The 16698-nt window shown below is 66.6% G+C and carries 13 protein-coding genes and 1 tRNA gene; 8 read left to right on the top strand and 6 right to left on the bottom strand.

Going from position 1 to position 16698, the window contains the following annotated elements; all coding sequences use genetic code 11:
* From pheT to PI246_RS07200, 4 genes are all read left to right on the top strand, one after another.
* The gene (gene pheT, locus PI246_RS07215; RefSeq protein WP_320550611.1) at nt 1-2382 is read left to right on the top strand and encodes a phenylalanine--tRNA ligase subunit beta; all 2382 of its coding nucleotides are present in this window, start codon (nt 1-3) and stop codon (nt 2380-2382) included.
* Nucleotide 2383: 1 nt separating this feature from the next.
* Nucleotides 2384-2683, top strand: a complete 300-nt coding sequence (gene ihfA / locus PI246_RS07210) for an integration host factor subunit alpha (protein WP_144909793.1) — start codon at nt 2384-2386, stop codon at nt 2681-2683.
* Nucleotides 2664-3020 (top strand): MerR family transcriptional regulator, encoded by a 357-nt coding sequence (locus PI246_RS07205; RefSeq protein WP_036114913.1) that lies wholly within the window; start codon nt 2664-2666, stop codon nt 3018-3020. Before ihfA ends, PI246_RS07205 begins: the two co-directional genes overlap by 20 nt.
* Nucleotides 3021-3068: 48 nt before the next feature.
* A tRNA-Pro gene (locus PI246_RS07200) sits at nt 3069-3145 on the top strand.
* Between the two features lie 293 nt (nt 3146-3438).
* Here the strand turns inward: PI246_RS07200 and PI246_RS07195 are convergent.
* Nucleotides 3439-4755: a methyl-accepting chemotaxis protein gene (locus PI246_RS07195; RefSeq protein ID WP_320550610.1), complete on the bottom strand. Its 1317-nt coding sequence runs from the start codon at nt 4753-4755 to the stop codon at nt 3439-3441.
* A 300-nt stretch (nt 4756-5055) separates the two neighbouring features.
* Here PI246_RS07195 and PI246_RS07190 point away from each other — a divergent pair, with 300 nt between their 5' ends.
* Together PI246_RS07190 and PI246_RS07185 are read left to right on the top strand one after the other, a co-directional pair.
* Entirely contained in the window at nt 5056-6390 is a 1335-nt protein-coding gene (locus PI246_RS07190) for a beta/alpha barrel domain-containing protein (protein WP_320550609.1), read from the top strand.
* Nucleotides 6380-7345 carry a GGDEF domain-containing protein gene (locus tag PI246_RS07185; RefSeq protein ID WP_320550608.1) on the top strand — a complete coding sequence of 322 codons (966 nt, stop codon included), beginning with the start codon at nt 6380-6382 and terminating at the stop codon, nt 7343-7345. The genes PI246_RS07190 and PI246_RS07185 overlap by 11 nt, the downstream gene beginning before the upstream one ends.
* Here the strand turns inward: PI246_RS07185 and serA are convergent.
* A complete protein-coding gene (gene serA / locus PI246_RS07180) occupies nt 7323-8558 on the bottom strand; it encodes a phosphoglycerate dehydrogenase (protein WP_320550607.1) in 1236 nt (411 codons plus the stop codon). The two genes, PI246_RS07185 and serA, sit on opposite strands and share 23 nt — an antisense overlap.
* 121 nt (nt 8559-8679) lie before the next feature.
* Between serA and PI246_RS07175 the strand changes: the two genes are divergently transcribed.
* Nucleotides 8680-10062, top strand: a complete 1383-nt coding sequence (locus PI246_RS07175) for an FAD-binding oxidoreductase (RefSeq protein WP_320550606.1) — start codon at nt 8680-8682, stop codon at nt 10060-10062.
* A gap of 35 nt (nt 10063-10097) precedes the next feature.
* Nucleotides 10098-11054, top strand: a complete 957-nt coding sequence (gene pip / locus PI246_RS07170; protein WP_320550605.1) for a prolyl aminopeptidase — start codon at nt 10098-10100, stop codon at nt 11052-11054.
* A gap of 58 nt (nt 11055-11112) precedes the next feature.
* On the opposite strand, the gene PI246_RS07165 is transcribed toward pip, so the two are convergent.
* The 4 genes from PI246_RS07165 to PI246_RS07150 form a co-directional block, all read right to left on the bottom strand.
* Complete coding sequence (locus PI246_RS07165; RefSeq protein WP_320550604.1) at nt 11113-13848, bottom strand: lamin tail domain-containing protein; 2736 nt, start codon at nt 13846-13848, stop codon at nt 11113-11115.
* A 130-nt stretch (nt 13849-13978) separates the two neighbouring features.
* Nucleotides 13979-14617, bottom strand: coding sequence for a uracil phosphoribosyltransferase (gene upp / locus PI246_RS07160; RefSeq protein ID WP_320550603.1), 639 nt, complete (start codon nt 14615-14617; stop codon nt 13979-13981).
* A gap of 103 nt (nt 14618-14720) precedes the next feature.
* Nucleotides 14721-15026 (bottom strand): PsiF family protein, encoded by a 306-nt coding sequence (locus PI246_RS07155; protein WP_320550602.1) that lies wholly within the window; start codon nt 15024-15026, stop codon nt 14721-14723.
* 104 nt (nt 15027-15130) lie between these two features.
* Nucleotides 15131-16627, bottom strand: coding sequence for an aminotransferase class III-fold pyridoxal phosphate-dependent enzyme (locus PI246_RS07150; protein ID WP_320550601.1), 1497 nt, complete (start codon nt 16625-16627; stop codon nt 15131-15133).
* Nucleotides 16628-16698 lie beyond the last annotated feature (71 nt).

Here is a 16698-nt window from a genome sequence, read left to right as displayed (position 1 = left end):
ATGAAATTCTCCGAAAACTGGCTGCGTGAACTGGTGACGGTCGACGCCGACCGTGCGTCGCTCGTGCATGCGCTGACCATGGCTGGCCTTGAGGTCGAAGAGGTCACGCCGTTGGGCGACCAGCTCGATGGCGTGGTCGTCGCCGAGATCGTCGACGCCGTGAAGCATCCCGAAGCCGATCGTTTGCAGGTCTGCAAGGTGAGTACGGGGCAGGGTGAGCCGCTGCAGATCGTCTGCGGTGCCCCGAACGCCCGCGTCGGCCTTCGCGTGCCCCTTGCCACCGTCGGTGCGGTCCTGCCTGGCGGTATCCAGATCAAGGCGGCAAAGCTGCGTGGCGTCGAGTCGTCCGGCATGCTGTGTTCCGCGAAGGAACTCGGCATCGACGCCGATGCGTCCGGACTGCTCGAACTGCCGCCGGACGCGCCGCTGGGCGAGTCGCTGGCAACCTATCTGGGCCTGCCCGACGCCAGCATCGAACTCAAGGTCACGCCGAACCGGCCTGACGTGCTCGGTCTCAACGGCCTCGCGCACGACGTGGCGGCTCTTTTCGGCAGCCGCGTCCTATCGATCGGCGTGGACGAGGCGCCCGTTGCTTCCGATGCTACTCGTGCGGTACGGCTCGACGCCGGTGCCGATGCCCCGCGTTACCTGGGGCGCGTGATCGAAGGCATCGACGCCAGCGCGCGGTCGCCGTTGTGGATGGCCGAGCGCCTGCGGCGCGCGGGCATTCGCCCCATCAGCGCCATCGTCGACATCACGCAATACGTGATGCTCGAACTGGGCCACCCGATGCACGCGTTCGACAACGACACGTTGTCCGGCGCCATCGTCGTGCGCCACGCTGCGCAAGGCGAAACGCTCACGCTGCTCGACGGCAACAAGGCGACCCTCGACCCTTCCTTCGTCGTCATCGCCGACGAGACCCGGCCGTTGGCCGTGGCCGGCGTGATGGGCGGCCTGGACTCGCGTGTTACCGACACCACGCGCAACGTGTTTCTCGAGGCCGCTCATTTCGCGCCGTCGGCGATCATGGGGCGTGCCCGCAAGCTCGGTCTGCACACCGATGCATCGCACCGATTCGAGCGCGGCGTCGATCCGGCCCTGCCGCGCCGCGCGCTGGAGCGTGCCACCGAGCTGCTGCTGTCCATCGCGGGCGGCAAGGCCGGCCCCGTGACCGTGGCCGAGCGCGCCGAGGACCTGCGTAAGCACGCGCCGGTCCTGCTGCGCCATGCGCGCCTGCGTCGCATCCTGGGCATCGACGTCGCGGCCGCCGAGGTCTCGCGCATCTTCACCGCGCTGGGCATGGCGGTGGAGGAGGTGGCCGACGGCTGGCGGATCACGCCGCCGAGCAGCCGCTTCGACATCGAGCGCGAGGAAGACCTCATCGAAGAGGTAGCGCGCATCCACGGCTATGAGCGTATCCCCACCACCACTCCGGCCGGCAAGATCGCGCTCGCCCCGGAGCCGGAGGCCCGCCTGTCCGAGATGCAACTGCGCGACCAGCTCGCCGCACGCGGCTATTTCGAGGCGGTGACGCTGTCGTTCGTCAATGCCGATCTGCTGACGACCTGGGGCGTCGCGTCGGGCTGGGTGCCGCTGGCCAACCCGCTGTCGGCCGACCTGGCGGTGATGCGCACCTCGCTGTTGCCTGGCCTCGTCGAGGCGCTGCGCTACAACCGTGACCGCCAGCAGGAGCGCGTGCGCCTGTTCGAGGTGGCGCGCAGTTTCCACGCTACCGGCGGTGCGCCAGATGAAGTCGCTCGCGTGGCGGTGGTGGCCTCCGGCGCAGCGCGCGCGGAGCAGTGGGGCGAGGTGTCGCGCCCGGTCGACTTCTTCGACCTCAAGGGCGACCTCGACGCGCTGATCGCCCGTACCGGCGAGCCGGCACGCTGGTCGATCGACACGACCGACCTGCCGTCGTGGCTGCATCCGGGCCGGGGCGCCCGGGTGCTGCGCGATGGCCACGTGGCCGGTTTCATCGGTGCGTTGCATCCGGCGCTCGCCAAGGCGCTCGACCTGGGGGCCGACGTGCACGTCATGGAACTGGCGCTCGAGCCCCTTCTGGCACGGCGCCTGCCGAGCGCGACACGCGTGGCGCGCTTCCCCGCGGTGCGTCGCGACATCGCCGTGGAACTGCCCGAGGACGTGACCTGGGCCAGCGTCGAGGCGGCCGTGCGCGGCGCCCTTGGCGACACGCTCAAGGCGGTCCGCCTGTTCGATCGTTACGCCGGAAAGGGAATCGAGGAAGGGCGAAAGAGTCTCGCTATGGGCTTGATTTTACAGGACGCTTCACGCACCCTTACCGACGACGATGCCGACGCTCGCGTGGCAGAAGCGGTGGGGGCATTGGAGAAAACATGCAAGGCAAGAATGCGAGGATGAGATGGCGCTGACCAAGGCGGAAATGGCCGAGCGGCTTTTCCTCGACGTAGGCCTCAACAAGCGCGAGGCCAAGGAATTCGTGGACGCGTATTTCGAGGTCGTGCGCGAGGCGCTCGAGAAGGGTGAGCAGGTCAAGTTGTCGGGCTTCGGTAACTTCGACCTTCGCCAGAAAAACCAGCGGCCCGGTCGCAATCCCAAGACCGGCGAAGAAATCCCCATCTCGGCCCGGCGGGTGGTCACCTTCCGCCCCGGTCAGAAACTCAAGGTAAGAGTCGAAGGCTATGCTGGATCCAGGGAATAACACCGAGCTTCCGGCGATACCGGCGAAGCGCTACTTCACCATCGGTGAGGTGAGCGAACTGTGCGGCGTCAAGCCGCACGTGCTTCGCTACTGGGAGCAGGAGTTTCCCGCGCTCAAGCCCGTGAAGCGTCGCGGCAACCGTCGCTATTACCAGCGCCACGACGTCCTGATGATCCGCCAGATCCGTTCGTTGCTGTACGACGAGGGGTTCACCATCACCGGCGCGCGCGCCCGCCTGGAGGGGCCCCAGGCCCGCATGGAGGCGAGCATGTCGCACCAGATCGTGCGACAGGTGCGCCTGGAACTGGAAGAAGTGCTTACGTTGCTTCGACGTTGATCGGCGCTTCCGCTGGCCACATCGAAGCTGCTACAATCGTCAGCTCGTCGGGGTGTAGCGCAGCCTGGTAGCGCACTACGCTGGGGGTGTAGTGGTCGCGAGTTCGAATCTCGCCACCCCGACCATTATTCGAAAACGCCTCCGCAAGGAGGCGTTTTTTTTGGTTGTTCGCGGATAACCGGAGTTATCGACCTGGCGACCGGGTGGATGGTTCGATCGCGTGAGCCGTGACCGTGTTGGAGCCTTGTAGCGCCAGAGCGCGTTGCACCTGGGCGTTTGGCAGGGACACCGAAGGCTCTGGCCTCAACGCCTCATCGCCCGGGCCGGCGGCAAAGCACGTATTCCGTACCGCGTCCACGGACGTCCGCGAAGAACCTTTTTTGGGTCCATAGGCGTGCGTCGTGGCGGTGCCTCGTCCTCAGATCCGACCGTATACGTTCTCCAGCTCCTGCACTGCCGCGTTCACCCGTTCGATGCCCTCCGCCTGCCGCCCGGCGCTCTCGCCGATGGCACCGGTGACCTCCGTGACATGGTCCACCGCGCCCAGGATTTCGTCCATCGCCGTGCCGGCGTTGCCGACCATGCGCGCGCCGGTGTCCACGCGATCGCGTGCCTCGGCGATCAGCGCGTGGATCTGTCGCGACGCCGCGCCGCTGCGCGTCGCCAGCTGACGCACCTCATCGGCCACCACCGCAAAACCCTTGCCGGTCTCGCCCGCGTGAGCCGCCTCGATGGCGGCGTTGAGCGAAAGCAGGTTGGTCTGGAACGCGATGGAATCGATCAGGTCGAGGATATCTTCGATTGAGCGGGTGCTGTCCTGGATGGCGTCCATCGTACGCACCACGTCGGACACCACGCCGCCGCCGCGCTGCGCCGCGGCGCGAGCGCCCCCTACCAGTTCGCCGGCGCGATCGGCCTTGCGGGCGTTATCCATCACGGCCTGCGAGAGGGAGACGACCTCGCGCTGCAGGGTCTGCGCGGCCATGGTCTGCGCCGTGATGTCCGTGGCGTACTTCACCACGCGCACGGGTCGGCCCTGGGCGTCCAGGATCGGGTTGTAGGTCGCCTGGATCCACACGATGCGCCCGCCGCGTCCGAAGCGGCGATACATGCCCGCGTCGTGGCGGCCTTCGCGCAGGCGGCCCCAGAAGCTCGCGTAGGCATTCGAGGCCGCTTCGTCGGGGGATACGAACATGCGGTGGTGGCGTCCGATGATTTCGTCGCGTTCGTACCCGAGCGCGGCCAGGAAGTTGGCGTTGGCGTCGACGATGGTGCCGTCCAGCTCGAACTCGATGACGGCCTGGGCGCGGTCGATCGCCCGCAGGCGGCCGTCCATGTCGGCTTCGGCCCGGCGCCGCGCCGTGACGTCGGTCGCGTACTTCACGATGCCGGTAACGCGACCCGACGCGTCGTAGATCGGGTTGTAAGACGACTGGAGCCACACCTCGCCGCCGTCGCGGTTGACGCGGCGGTAAAGCCCCGTGTCGGCCTGTCCCTCGCCCAGCCTTGCCCAGAATTCGGCGTAAGCGGTGGAGGCCGCTTCCGTCGGATCGACGAACTGCCGGTGGTGCTTGCCTATGATCTCGTCGAGCCGGTAACCCATGGTCTGAAGAAACAGGGGGTTGGCATCCACGACCACGCCGTCTGGCGTGAACTCGATGATGGCCTGGACCTTCTCCAGGGCGGCGAGCTTGCCACGCATGGCGCGTTGGCGACGGAACCACTGCCTGATCATGGACTGACCTTGAATGTGATGGACGTCTCACAATATCGGCGAACACTTCGTGGACTGGAGTGGTTTTGTCCAAGACGCCCGGGGCAGTTCAGCTGGCAGCCGGATCGTCGAAAGCCCACGGAAAGCACTGATTCCAGGGATACAAGAATAAGCGGATTCGGCAAAGCCTTGGGCGGGTGTCGGTGGCGGCGTGTGGCCCTCCCGACCAGGCCGCGTCGCAGGCCCTCAAGACAGCCGGCGCCCTGCCGATAGCCCCGCGAAAGGTATCCGGGGTGGATACCCGATCCAGGGGACACGACGATGGCTTCAAAGGACGCCCGGGACCGCGCGCGCGCGGTGCTGAAGGACGCGCGCAAGAAGGTCGAAAAGCTGGCCGGCATCAAGCCGTTCCTGATCGATATCTCATTGCGCGAGAACCCGGTGGGCTCGCGCGTCGGCCAGACCATCGAGGAAAAGATGGCCATCCTGCCGCGACTGCGTGAGTTCGGTTTCGAGAATATCTCGCTCGGCACCCTCGATTACGCCATGCCGGACGAACCCGAGGTCGACGATGACTTCATGCGTCGCCTGCGTGACACGGGGGCGGATCTCCGCGGCTGCTACGCGTTCACCGCCATCGGCCTCAAGGACGCGCATGGCGTGTTCACGCCCGACCCCTCGCAGATCAAGCTGCGCGACTACGGCGTGCCGAATACGGTGCACGAAATCTATCTCAGCCGCTTCGGCATGCAGGGCATGTACGACCTGGAGACGCTCAAGCGCAGCATCCCGGCGAGCGTGCAGTGGCTGATCGACCACGTGAAGGGCGAAAACGGTGGCCCGCCGCGCATCTTCATCAACATCGTCGATGGCTGCGATGCCTTTGCCGAGCGACCGGAAGAGACCTTCGACGTGCTTGAGCTGATCGGCGGGCTGCCCGTCGAAGGCATCACCATGGAGGACGATCGCGGCACGTACATGCCTTTCCAGGTGGGGGCCTACGTCGCTGCCGCACGGGCGATCCTGCCCGCGCCGAAAAAGATCCTGGTGCACCTGCATGCGGGCGGCGGCTTCGAGAACGCGTCGCTGATCGAGGCCCTGCTCAACGGCGCCGACGGTGCCTGGGGTGGCCTGCCCAAGCAGGCGGCGGTGATCGGCCACGCCTCACTGGGCGAGTTGCTCGCCAACCTGGCCCGGGTGAAGAACCACGAGATAGAGCGCATGTTCCGCCTGAAAGAACTGTTGCCCCTGGCGACCCGGCTGCAGGTGCTCGACGAACGCGGCCCCGTACCGGACGACGTGCCGGTGCTCGGCAACAACGCCTACCGGCTTTCGCTGAGCTCGTTCCGCCAGCGGGACGACCGCTTCATGGATCTGCCGCCGGAGCGGATCGGCGGGCGTTACCGCTACCGTATCTGTCCGGTGGTGAGCGACGCCGAACCGGTGCGTGGGCGGTTGGCCGAGGTGACGGGCAAGGCGCCGGAAACCTACAGCGACGCCGTCGTGGAGCGGATGATCCGGCTCATGCGCCGCGACCTGCGCGAGGGACGGCGCATCGACTACGACGAGCCGCTCCACCTCCTGCGGTTACACTATCGGGCGACGCATCCGCACGATGCACCTCCGATGGAAAGGCAGGCTGCCCATGAGCATTGACGACGCGATCCTCGGCGAGGAAGTGGGGCTCTACAAGACCCTTCTCGAATCCACCCGGGCGATTCCCTGGAAGATCGACTGGGCGACACTGCGTTTCGCCTACATCGGCCCGCAGATCGAAGCGCTGCTCGGCTGGTCGCCGCAGTCGTGGGCGACCGTGCAGGACTGGTGTGACCGCATCCACCCCGAAGATCGCGAGTGGGTGTTCAATTTCTGCGTGTCGCAGTCGCAGGCGGGCATCGACCACGAAGCGGATTACCGCGCGCTGCGCAAGGATGGCCAATTCGTCTGGATCCGCGACGTGGTGCACGTGGTGCGCAATCCCGACGGTAGCCCGAACGCGCTGATCGGCTTCATGTTCGACATCAGCGAGCGCAAGCGCACCGAAGAGAAGCTGCTCGACATGCAGCGCGAACTCGAAGAGCTCTCCTACAAGGATGGCCTGACCGGCGTGGCCAACCGCCGACGCTTCGACAAGGTGATGGACGTGGAGTGGCGCGAAGCGCGTCGCCTGCGTCAGCCGTTGTCGGTGGTCGTGCTCGATATCGACTACTTCAAGCAATACAACGACCACTACGGTCACTTGCAGGGCGATGAATGCCTCAAGCGCGTGGCGGGCGCGCTCTCCGGTGCCCTGCGTGGCCCCCGCGATCTCCTGTGCCGCTTCGGCGGCGAGGAGTTCGTGCTGGTGCTGCCGGATACCGACGAAGGCGTGGCGCTTTCGCTGGCCTGGCGCTGTCTGGATCTCGTCGACAAGGCGCTGATTCCTCACGCCGGGGCGGCCAACGGCAACCGTCTCACCCTCAGCGCCGGCGTCAATACGATCGTGCCGAAGGAGCACGACGAGCTCAATCCGTTCATCGCCGTGGCCGACCGCCGCCTTTATGCCGCCAAGGAGCGCGGGCGGGCCCGTGTGGTGTCCGACGATATGGTCAGTAGAGAACCCGAGCCCTGAGCGTGCCATCGATGGCGGCGAGCTCGTTGCGCAGGGCCGCCGCGCGTTCTTCCGTGGCGGTGACGTCGATAACCACGTAGCCGACCTGCGCCGAGGTCTGCAGGTACTGGCCATCGATGTTTACCGCCGCGCGCGAGAACACCTCGTTGACCTGCGACAGCACGCCGGGAATGTTGCGGTGGATATGCAGCAGGCGGCGGCTGGTCGGGTGGCCCGGCAGGGACACCTCGGGGAAATTCACGGCCGAGAGCGTGCTGCCGTTGTCGCTGTAGCGCACCAATTTCGAGGCGACCTCGATGCCGATGTTCTCCTGTGCCTCGGCGGTACTCCCGCCCACGTGGGGCGTGAGGATGACGTTGTCCATGCCGACCAGGGGCGACACGAAGGGATCGCCGTTACCCTTGGGTTCCACCGGGAAGACGTCGACGGCGGCGCCGGCCAGGTGTTTCGCGCGCAGCGCGGTGGCGAGCGCATCGATATCGACCACCGTGCCGCGCGAGGCGTTCACCAGCATGCTGCCCGCTCGCATGCGGCCCAGCTCGGCCCCGCCGATCATGTTCCGGGTCTGCGGGGTTTCCGGCACGTGCAGGGTCACTACGTCCGCGCGCTCCAGCAGGTCGTCGAGGCTGGCGGCGGGGCGGGCGTTGCCCAGCGAGAGCTTGGGCTCGATGTCGTGGAAAATCACCCGCATGCCCAGCGACTCGGCGAGTACGCCCACCTGGGTGCCGATGTGGCCGTAGCCGACGATGCCCAGCACTTTGTCGCGCACCTCGAAGCTGCCGGCCGCGGACTTCGACCAGCCCCCGCGATGGCACTGCGCGTTCTTCTCGGGGATGCGCCGCACCAGCATGATGGTTTCGGCGATCACCAGTTCGGCGACGCTGCGCGTGTTGGAATAGGGCGCGTTGAACACCGGCACCCCCAGCCGCTCGGCGGCCTGGGCGTCGACCTGGTTGGTGCCGATGCAGAAGCAGCCCACGGCGATGAGACGGCGGGCCTCGGCGAGCACGTCCGCGCTGAGGTGGGTGCGGGAACGGATGCCGACGATATGCGCGTCGGCGATGCGCTCGCGAAGTTCATCGTCGGGCAGCGACTTCTCGTGGAACTCGATCTGCGAGTACCCCGCCTGCCGGAAGGTCTCCAGCGCGCTTCGGCTCACGCCCTCCAGCAGCAGCACCTTGATGTCTTCTTTCGGATACGACGTGCGCTTCATGGGGCGTGACCGGTCCTGGGAAAGGGAAACCCACTATGCCAGATGCCCCACCCCAATAGCGCCGGTGGACGCGCACCGGCCGACGCTGGCACGCTGGGCGCCCCTTCGTTCCGGCACCGCCATGACCGATACCCGTCTGTCCGAGCTTATCCGTCTGCTGCCTGGCCTCCGGCTGTCCACCGATCCGGGCGACCTTGAACACTATGGCCGCGACTGGACGCGACGCTGGACGCCGGCGCCGCTCGCCATCGCCTTTCCGGCCGATATCGCCCAGGTGCAGGCGATCGTGCGCTGGGCCAACGGCGCCAGCGTGGCCATCGTGCCTTCGGGCGGCCGCACGGGGCTCTCCGGCGGCGCCGTCGCCGCGCACGGCGAATTGGTGGTCAGCCTGGACCGGATGAACCGCATCCTCGGCTTCGACCCGATCGATCGCACCCTCACCGTGCAGCCCGGCATCGCCCTGGAGGCCGTGCAGAAGGCCGCCCGCGAACACCGGCTGACGTACCCGGTGGACTTCGCCGCGCGAGGCTCGTGCCAGATCGGCGGTAACATCGCCACCAACGCGGGCGGCATCCGGGTGATCCGCTACGGCAACACCCGGCAGTGGGTGGCGGGGCTCAAGGTGGTGACCGGGCAGGGCGATCTGCTCGACCTCAATCGCGGGCTCGTCAAGAACGCCTCCGGCTACGACCTGCGCCACCTGGTGATCGGCTCGGAGGGTACCTTGGGCATCGTCGTCGAGGCGACGTTGTGGCTGACCTCGCCGCCCCCCGAGACCCAGGTGATGCTGCTGGCGGTGCCTGCCATGGACGCCCTGATGAAGGTCTTCGCCGAGGCGCGCCACCGGCTTCGCGTGGAGGCCTTCGAGTTCTTTACCGACCGGGCGCTGTCCCACGTCACGGCCCACGGTGGACAGGACCCCTTCGACACGGTGCACCCGTATTACGTGGTGACCGAGTTCGAGGCGCCCGACGAGGCGGCGAAGGGTGAGGCCCTCGCGTTCTTCGAACGTTGCGTGGCCGAGGGATGGGTAGTCGATGGCGTGATCGCGTCCAGCGACGCGCAGGCGGCGGCCTTGTGGCGCCTGCGCGAAGCCATCACCGAGAGCCTGGCGACCCACAAACCCTACAAAAACGACGTGTCGGTGCGCATTTCCGCCGTACCGGCCTTCATGGACGACATGCATCGGCTGCTCACGGCCTCTTACCCCGACTTCGACGTGGTCTGGTTTGGTCACATCGGCGACGGCAACCTCCATATCAACGTGCTCAAGCCGGCGGCGCTCGACAACGAGGCCTTCGTGGCCCAGTGCGAGCACGTGACCGCCATGCTCGTGGATACCCTGCGCCGGCATGGCGGCAGCATTTCGGCCGAGCACGGCATCGGCCTGGTCAAGAAGCCCTGGCTGGGCAGCGTGCGGTCGCCCGAAGAGATCGCCCTGATGCGCGGTATCAAGGCGGTGTGGGACCCCAACGGCATCATGAATCCGGGCAAGTTGCTGTAGCCTTCGTGCTCTCTTCCGCCCCCCGAGTACGCCCCATGGCCCAGGATTCCACCGCCCTTTATCCGCCGATCGAGCCCTACCGAAGCGGCACGCTGCCGGTCTCGTCGCTGCATACCCTGTATTTCGAGGAGAGCGGCAACCCGAATGGCAAGCCGGTGGTGTTCCTGCACGGTGGTCCCGGTGGCGGCACCAACGCCCGTTGCCGTCAGTTCTTCGATCCCGCGGCTTATCGCATCGTGCTGTTCGACCAACGCGGCTGCGGCCGTTCCACACCGCACGCCGAGCTCACCGACAACACCACCTGGGATCTCGTCGCCGACATCGAACGCCTGCGCGAGCACCTGGGCATCGACCGCTGGCAGGTCTTCGGCGGTTCATGGGGCTCCACGCTCGCGCTCGCCTACGCGCAGACCCACCCGGACAAGGTGACCGAACTCGTGCTGCGCGGCATCTTCATGCTGCGTCGGTCGGAGCTGGAATGGTTCTACCAATCGGGCTGCAGCGACCTCTACCCCGATGCGTGGGAGACATACCTCTCGGCCATTCCGCCGGCCGAGCACGGTGACCTGATCAGCGCCTACCATCGCCGCCTCACCAGCACCGACACGGCCGTGCGGGTGGCCGCGGCGCGCGCCTGGTCGGTATGGGAAGGCGCCACCAGCTACCTCTACCAGGACGAAGTGCACATCGCATCCAGCGGCGAAGACGAGTTCGCCCTTGCGTTCGCCCGCATCGAGTGCCATTACTTCGTCAACGCCGGTTTCTTCGAGGTCGACGGGCAGCTGCTGCGCGACGTGCATCGCATCCGCCATATCCCCACCACGATCGTGCAGGGCCGCTACGACGTCGTCTGCCCGATGCGCAGTGCATGGGACCTGCATCGGGCCTTTCCCGAGGCCGAGCTGAAGATCGTGCAGGATGCCGGCCATTCGGCCTTCGAACCGGGTATCACCCGCGAACTCGTGCGCGCGACCGACCGTTTCGCCGTCTGATCGATCCACCCTGCGCGCGATGGCTTAGCCATCGCGCGCAGGATGCGCTCCGGGCTGTTTAGAACAGGATCGTGGGCAGTGCGAGCATGTCCACCACGAAGCCGTCGTGATCGGACGAACCCATGGCCTTCTTTACGCCGGTGTCCGTCGCGGCGTCGTCGAGTGTCTGCACGGGCGCATCGAGGTTGCCGCGACCGTAGCGCATGTCGATGAACAGGCCACGGGCCACGGTGTTGAGCAGCGCGTGGTCGAGCACCTGGTGCGTGGGCACCGAGCGCGGTGACTGGCCCTGGACATTACCGAAGTTCTCGGTGAACAGGAACGAATAGCGATCGTTCTCCGGCACCGAATCCACCGCGTTCCACAGCGCCGGCTTCACGATGTTCTTGCCGAGCTTGAGCAGGTTCTGGTTATCGTCGTACTTGCCCGAGACCAGGCCCACCACGTCGGCGAAGCCGTCGCTGAACTGATACGCGTTGAAATCGCCGACCACGAGCAGGGGCGTAAGGAGGTTCTTGCGGTCGGTCTGCAAGGCCTGCACCTGGTGGGCGAGCGAGACAGCCTGGAGGAAACGCTTCTGCCGATCGCGTTCGGCGGCACTGCCGGTCTTGTCGACGTTCTGGCGAGCCTTCGGATGCACGGCGATCACGTTGACGCGCATGCGGCCCACGATGGACGGCACGTCGGCGGTGAGCAGCAGGGGCGGGTGGTCATGCAGGAACGAGGTGCTGCCCTGGTCGACCCAGGTAGCGTCCGCGTCGAGCTGGCGCACGTTCACCACGCGCACGCGGTCGGTACGCACGAGAAAGCCCACGTTGATGCCGCTCGGGTCGTGGCCGGGTTGCAGGAACGCTTCGTACTGCACCGGGTAGTCGTCGCCGAGCTGTTTGGCCAGGCCCTGCAGCACGGTGAGGCTCTTGACCTCTTCCACCGAGAGGATGTCCGGCAGCCTGAGCACGCCGCCGATGTACGCGGACAGGCGTCGCGTCTTCAGCGCGACCTGGTCGGCGGTGGGTTCGGTGCTGCCGCCGGAGCAGGTAAAGGTCGTGTTGAACTCCGTGTCGCAGAAGCGTTCGGTGTTCAGCGCGCCGACGCGCACGGCATAGAAGGGGCGGGTGTTCACCGGACGCGGCAGCTCCGCTGCCTTCTTGACGGTGATTTTCGTCGGAATGAAGGTGTAGGCGCCGAACGCGTAGGAGATCACGCCTTCGGCACGGAACGTGGTGCCGGCGTTGAACGGCGTGTCGGCGGCCACCGCGCCGAAATCGGCCGTATTCATTTTCAGCACCTGCGGGTTGCCGCTCCAGTTGGGCAGGTTTACGCCCTCGGGCACCGGTACGGTGAAACGCACGCCGGGCTGGCGTAGCGAGCGCTTGCCGTCGGTGGTGATGTAGACCTCGGCAAAGGGTTCGTTGCTGAAGCGCAGGTTGCCGGTGGTGATCATCCCGTTGTCGATCGCGACGCGCATGCCGACGAAGCATTGGAAGTTCGTCGGGCCGCACGACAGATGGCCTGGATCGTGCGAGGGCACCTTATCGTCGAAGACGACCGCGGTCGGCAGGCGGGCGCCGCGCAGGGTGGTCGTTATCGTCGCGTTCTTGAGTTCGGGGAGATTGAAGTAGTTGTCGACGGTGCCTTCCACGTTCACTAGGTCGCCGGCCTTCACCGTAGGCGCGGCGCCGGTGAACACGTAGATGCCGTTGGAGGTGAGCGGGTCGGCGTCGGCACGGTTGTCGGGCGTCTGGATCGTGAACCCCGCCGGGCCCACCGCGGTCACCACGTTGCCGGTGGTCGACACGCGCTTGCCCAGCAGCGGCGACACCGCGTCGCGACCGGTGATCTGCCAGATCTCCGCCGTGACGGGAATCTCGTTGAGGATCGCACCGATGGCCGTGGCCTTCGCCAGCGTCACGGTGCCCGAGGCGTCGCTCAGGTTCACCTTGAACGCCTTGTCCGGACCGGCCGCCTTGGCGCCGTGCACGTTCACGCTGACGCTCGCGTGGGTCTGGCCGGCGGGGACGGTGACCGTCGTATCCACGGGGTCGTAGTCGCCCGCGGCCACCGTCGCCGTGTCGTCGGCCGTGGTCGCATGCACCGACACATCGGCCGGCTGCGCCTGGCTCAGCGTCACGGTAAAGGGCATCGCCACGTCGTCGGCATTGCGAAGGCTGACGGAGGCGTCGGCGATCGACAGGCTCGGGCCCTGGGCCACGCAGGTCGAGGTGGCGTTGCGCGGCGCGGTCGGTGCAACCTTCACCCAGTCGGCCGAATTGTCCCCGGTCGTCTGGGGCAGGCCGCCCCCGGTGGTCTTGCGCTGGTAGCCCTGGTCGGCGTTGGCGCTGCCCAGGCTCGGCAGGGGCGTGCCCAGCTTGTAGGCCGACCCGGTGCTCATGCCGACTTGATCGAGCAGGTTGCCCGAGGTGTCGAGCAGGGCGAGCCCGCCGTCGTCGGTGAAGCCGGTGCCATAGGTGTAATCGGCTACGACGCTGCCCGAGTAACCCGCGCTGCCCTTGTTGCCCAAAAGCAGGAAGCAGCCCGGGGCGATGCTCACGCCGTTGGGAAACGTGAACCGGGTACCGGTGGTGCCGCTGGCGTTGGAGCCGTTGAGCCTGACGCCGGAGACGTCAAGCGGTGTGCTGCCGCCGTTGTGTACTTCGACGAATTCGTCGTTGCCGCCCGCGGGGCCGCGCACACGGAACTGGGTGATCGAGAGGTCGGCCGCCTGCAGCGGCACGACGGTGGCAAAGCCGGCCAGCGCCGCCCACAGGGCGCGCCGTGACAAGGTCGAACGCATCGTTTTCCCCTTCGCGTATCGTAGGTTGTACGCGACCCGAAGCGTCCGCCCTGCTGGCGCGACGTTCCCCCTGTCAGGTCCGCCCGCCGAGTGTGCCTGAGCTATGTGACAGGGGGATGTGACCCAGGGCTCAGGATGCCTTCTGCTTGGTGCCGAAGATCTTGTCGCCCGCGTCGCCCAGGCCGGGGAGGATGTAACCCAGTTCATTGAGGCGTTCGTCGATGGACGCGACGTAGATTTCGACGTCCGGATGGGCGGCTTCGATGCGCTTGAGTCCTTCGGGGGCGGCGACGAGGAACAAACCCTTGATGCGTCGCGCGCCCGCGGCCTTGAGCATATCGACGGTGGCGACCAGGGTGCCGGCCGTCGCCAGCATGGGGTCGACGATGATCGCGGTGCGCTCGTCCATGCCGCCGGTGAGTTTTTCGTAGTACGCGATCGGTTCGAGGGTGTCTTCGTCGCGTTGCAGGCCGACCACGCTCACGCGGGCCGCCGGAATCATTTCAAGCACGCCAGTGAGCATGCCTAGCCCGGCGCGAAGGATCGGCACGATGGTGACCTTCTTGCCCTTGATGTGGGTGACCTCGACCGGGCCGGCCCAGCCGTCGATGGACTTGGTCTCGGTCTCCAGGTCGGCGGTGGCTTCGTAGGTAAGCAGCGCGGCGACTTCGGAGGCCAGTTCACGGAACTCCTTGGTGCTGATGCCGGCGCGACGCATCAGGCCGAGCTTGTGCTGGATGAGGGGGTGGCGGACTTCAACGATTTTCATGGCGTGACTCGACTGGCGGACAGGCCATTGTAGGAGCGCGCCCTGCGCACGAACATGGCCGCAGCGGCCCTGTTCGTGCGCAGGACGCGCTCATGCGAGTCGTTCAGCCTTTCAGGCAGGTACTCATGAACGCCTTGCGCTCGTCGCCTTTCTTGCCGGCGGCGTCCGCGTTGCATTTCTTCATTTTGTCCTGCTGGGTCATCTTCGCCGGCTGCTCGCCTTTCAGGCAGCTGCTCATGAAGGCTTTGCGCTCATCCCCTTTCTTGCCGGCCGCCTGGCTGTTGCAGGTGCTCATGCGTTGCTGTTGCGGCGTGAGTGCTTTTTTCGCTGGGGCATCCTGGGCGGCAAGGACGGGCCCGGCGAGGGCGAGAAGGGCGGAAACGGCAAGGACGCGAATCGGCAGACGCATGACGAACCCCTAAGGTAAGGCCGGCGAACCCGGCGAGGGGCAGCTTACGCCGTTCCGGCGGGCCCCGGCGTGTGCCGGCGCCCGCTGCTGAAACGCCGGGCGGATCAGGCGGCCTTCGATTCGCTCCGACGCGGGCCCTCGGTGAGGGCGTGGCGCACCTCGTCGATAATCAGGTCGACCTCCGCGCTGGTCACCCGGAAGTGCGGCGTGAAGCGCAGCGAGTTGGCACCGCCGTGGATCACGCCGACGCCGCGCTCGCGCATGTATTCCTCGGTGGACCCTTCGCCGTAGCACTTGAACTCCGGCGCCAGTTCGCAGGAGAACAGCAGGCCCGTGCCCTGTACCTTGGTGATCAGCCCGCCGAGCTCGCCCTTGAGCGTCTCGAGTTTCTGCACGAATTCCTTGCCGCGTTCGCGAATGTTGCGGCGGACCTCGTCGGTGAGTTCGTGCATCGTCGCCACCGCCACGTCGAGCGCGCGCGGGTTGGCGGTCATCGTGTTGCCGTAGATGCCCTTGCGATACAGCCCGGCAACGCGTTCGGACACCGCGAGCACCGACAGCGGATACTGGCCGGCGTTGAGCGCCTTGGAGAAGGTTTCCAGATCCGGCGCCTCGAGCGATTCGAAACCGGGGTAATCCACGATCGACAGCACGCCGTGGGCACGCAGGCCCGCCTGGATCGAATCGACGAGCAGCAGCGTGCCGTGGTCGCGGGTCAGTTCACGCGCCGCGGCGTAGAACTCGGGGGTGAGGGCGCGACCGGGATCGCCTTCGCCCATCACCGGTTCCAGGAACATCGCTTCGATGAACCAGCCGTTACGGTCGGCCTCGTCGAACACCGCCTTCAGCTGGGCGACGTTGTACGGCTCGACCGTCAGCAGGGTGTCTTCGTTGCGGAAGCTCGCCAGGTGCTGCTGGTAGTTGCGGCGCGACGAGTCGGAGTAGAGCGCGGGCCGCTCGGTACGACCGTGGAAGGCCCCCTTCACTGCAAGCCGCTTGATGGTGCGACCGGCATGTCGCGCACCGGGATCGGTCATCAGGCGTGCGTTGACGTCGGCGATGCGTCCGGCGAGCGTGACCGACTCCGACCCGGAATTCAGGCACAGGAAACGGGAATACGGGTTGCCGCCGCGGCTGCGACCGATCTCGCGATGGAGCGCGTCGGACAGACGGTGCTGCGCGACGTTGGCGGTCATCACGTTGGCCATGACCTGCGGACGCGACATCGCTTCGATGATGGCTTCAGGGTTGTGACCGAAGCCCAGCATCCCGTAGCCGCCGTTGTCGTGCAGCACCGCGCCCTTGAGGGTCACGATCCATGGGCCGCGCGCGGCCGCCGGCACATAGGGATTCACGCCGTCGTCGGGATAGAAGTTGACCAGGCCCGCCTGCAAGCGGTGGATCTGCTCGGCTTCGTCGAGCCGGAGAAAGTCGGCCATGTCGGCACGCAGGGCGCGATGGTAGGTCACGGCGTCTTCGATGGCGCGCACGAGCGAGGCGTCGTCGCGGGCGAAACGCTCGACGGTGGCGTCGGGCAGGCCACGGGTACGCGGCTTGCCGCCGAAGTCGCGCAGTTCGCGCAGATGACCGATGACGTCCATAACCACTCCTCGTATTCGAAAGCCGCGAAGCCGCGAGATGAAGTCTAAGTGCATATAAATAAAAGAATTAT

Source organism: Luteibacter sahnii, from assembly GCF_034063545.1.
Taxonomy (GTDB): Bacteria; Pseudomonadota; Gammaproteobacteria; order Xanthomonadales; family Rhodanobacteraceae; genus Luteibacter; species Luteibacter sahnii.
Note: the sequence above shows the minus strand (reverse complement) of the source record. Positions and strands in the feature narration are given on the sequence as shown.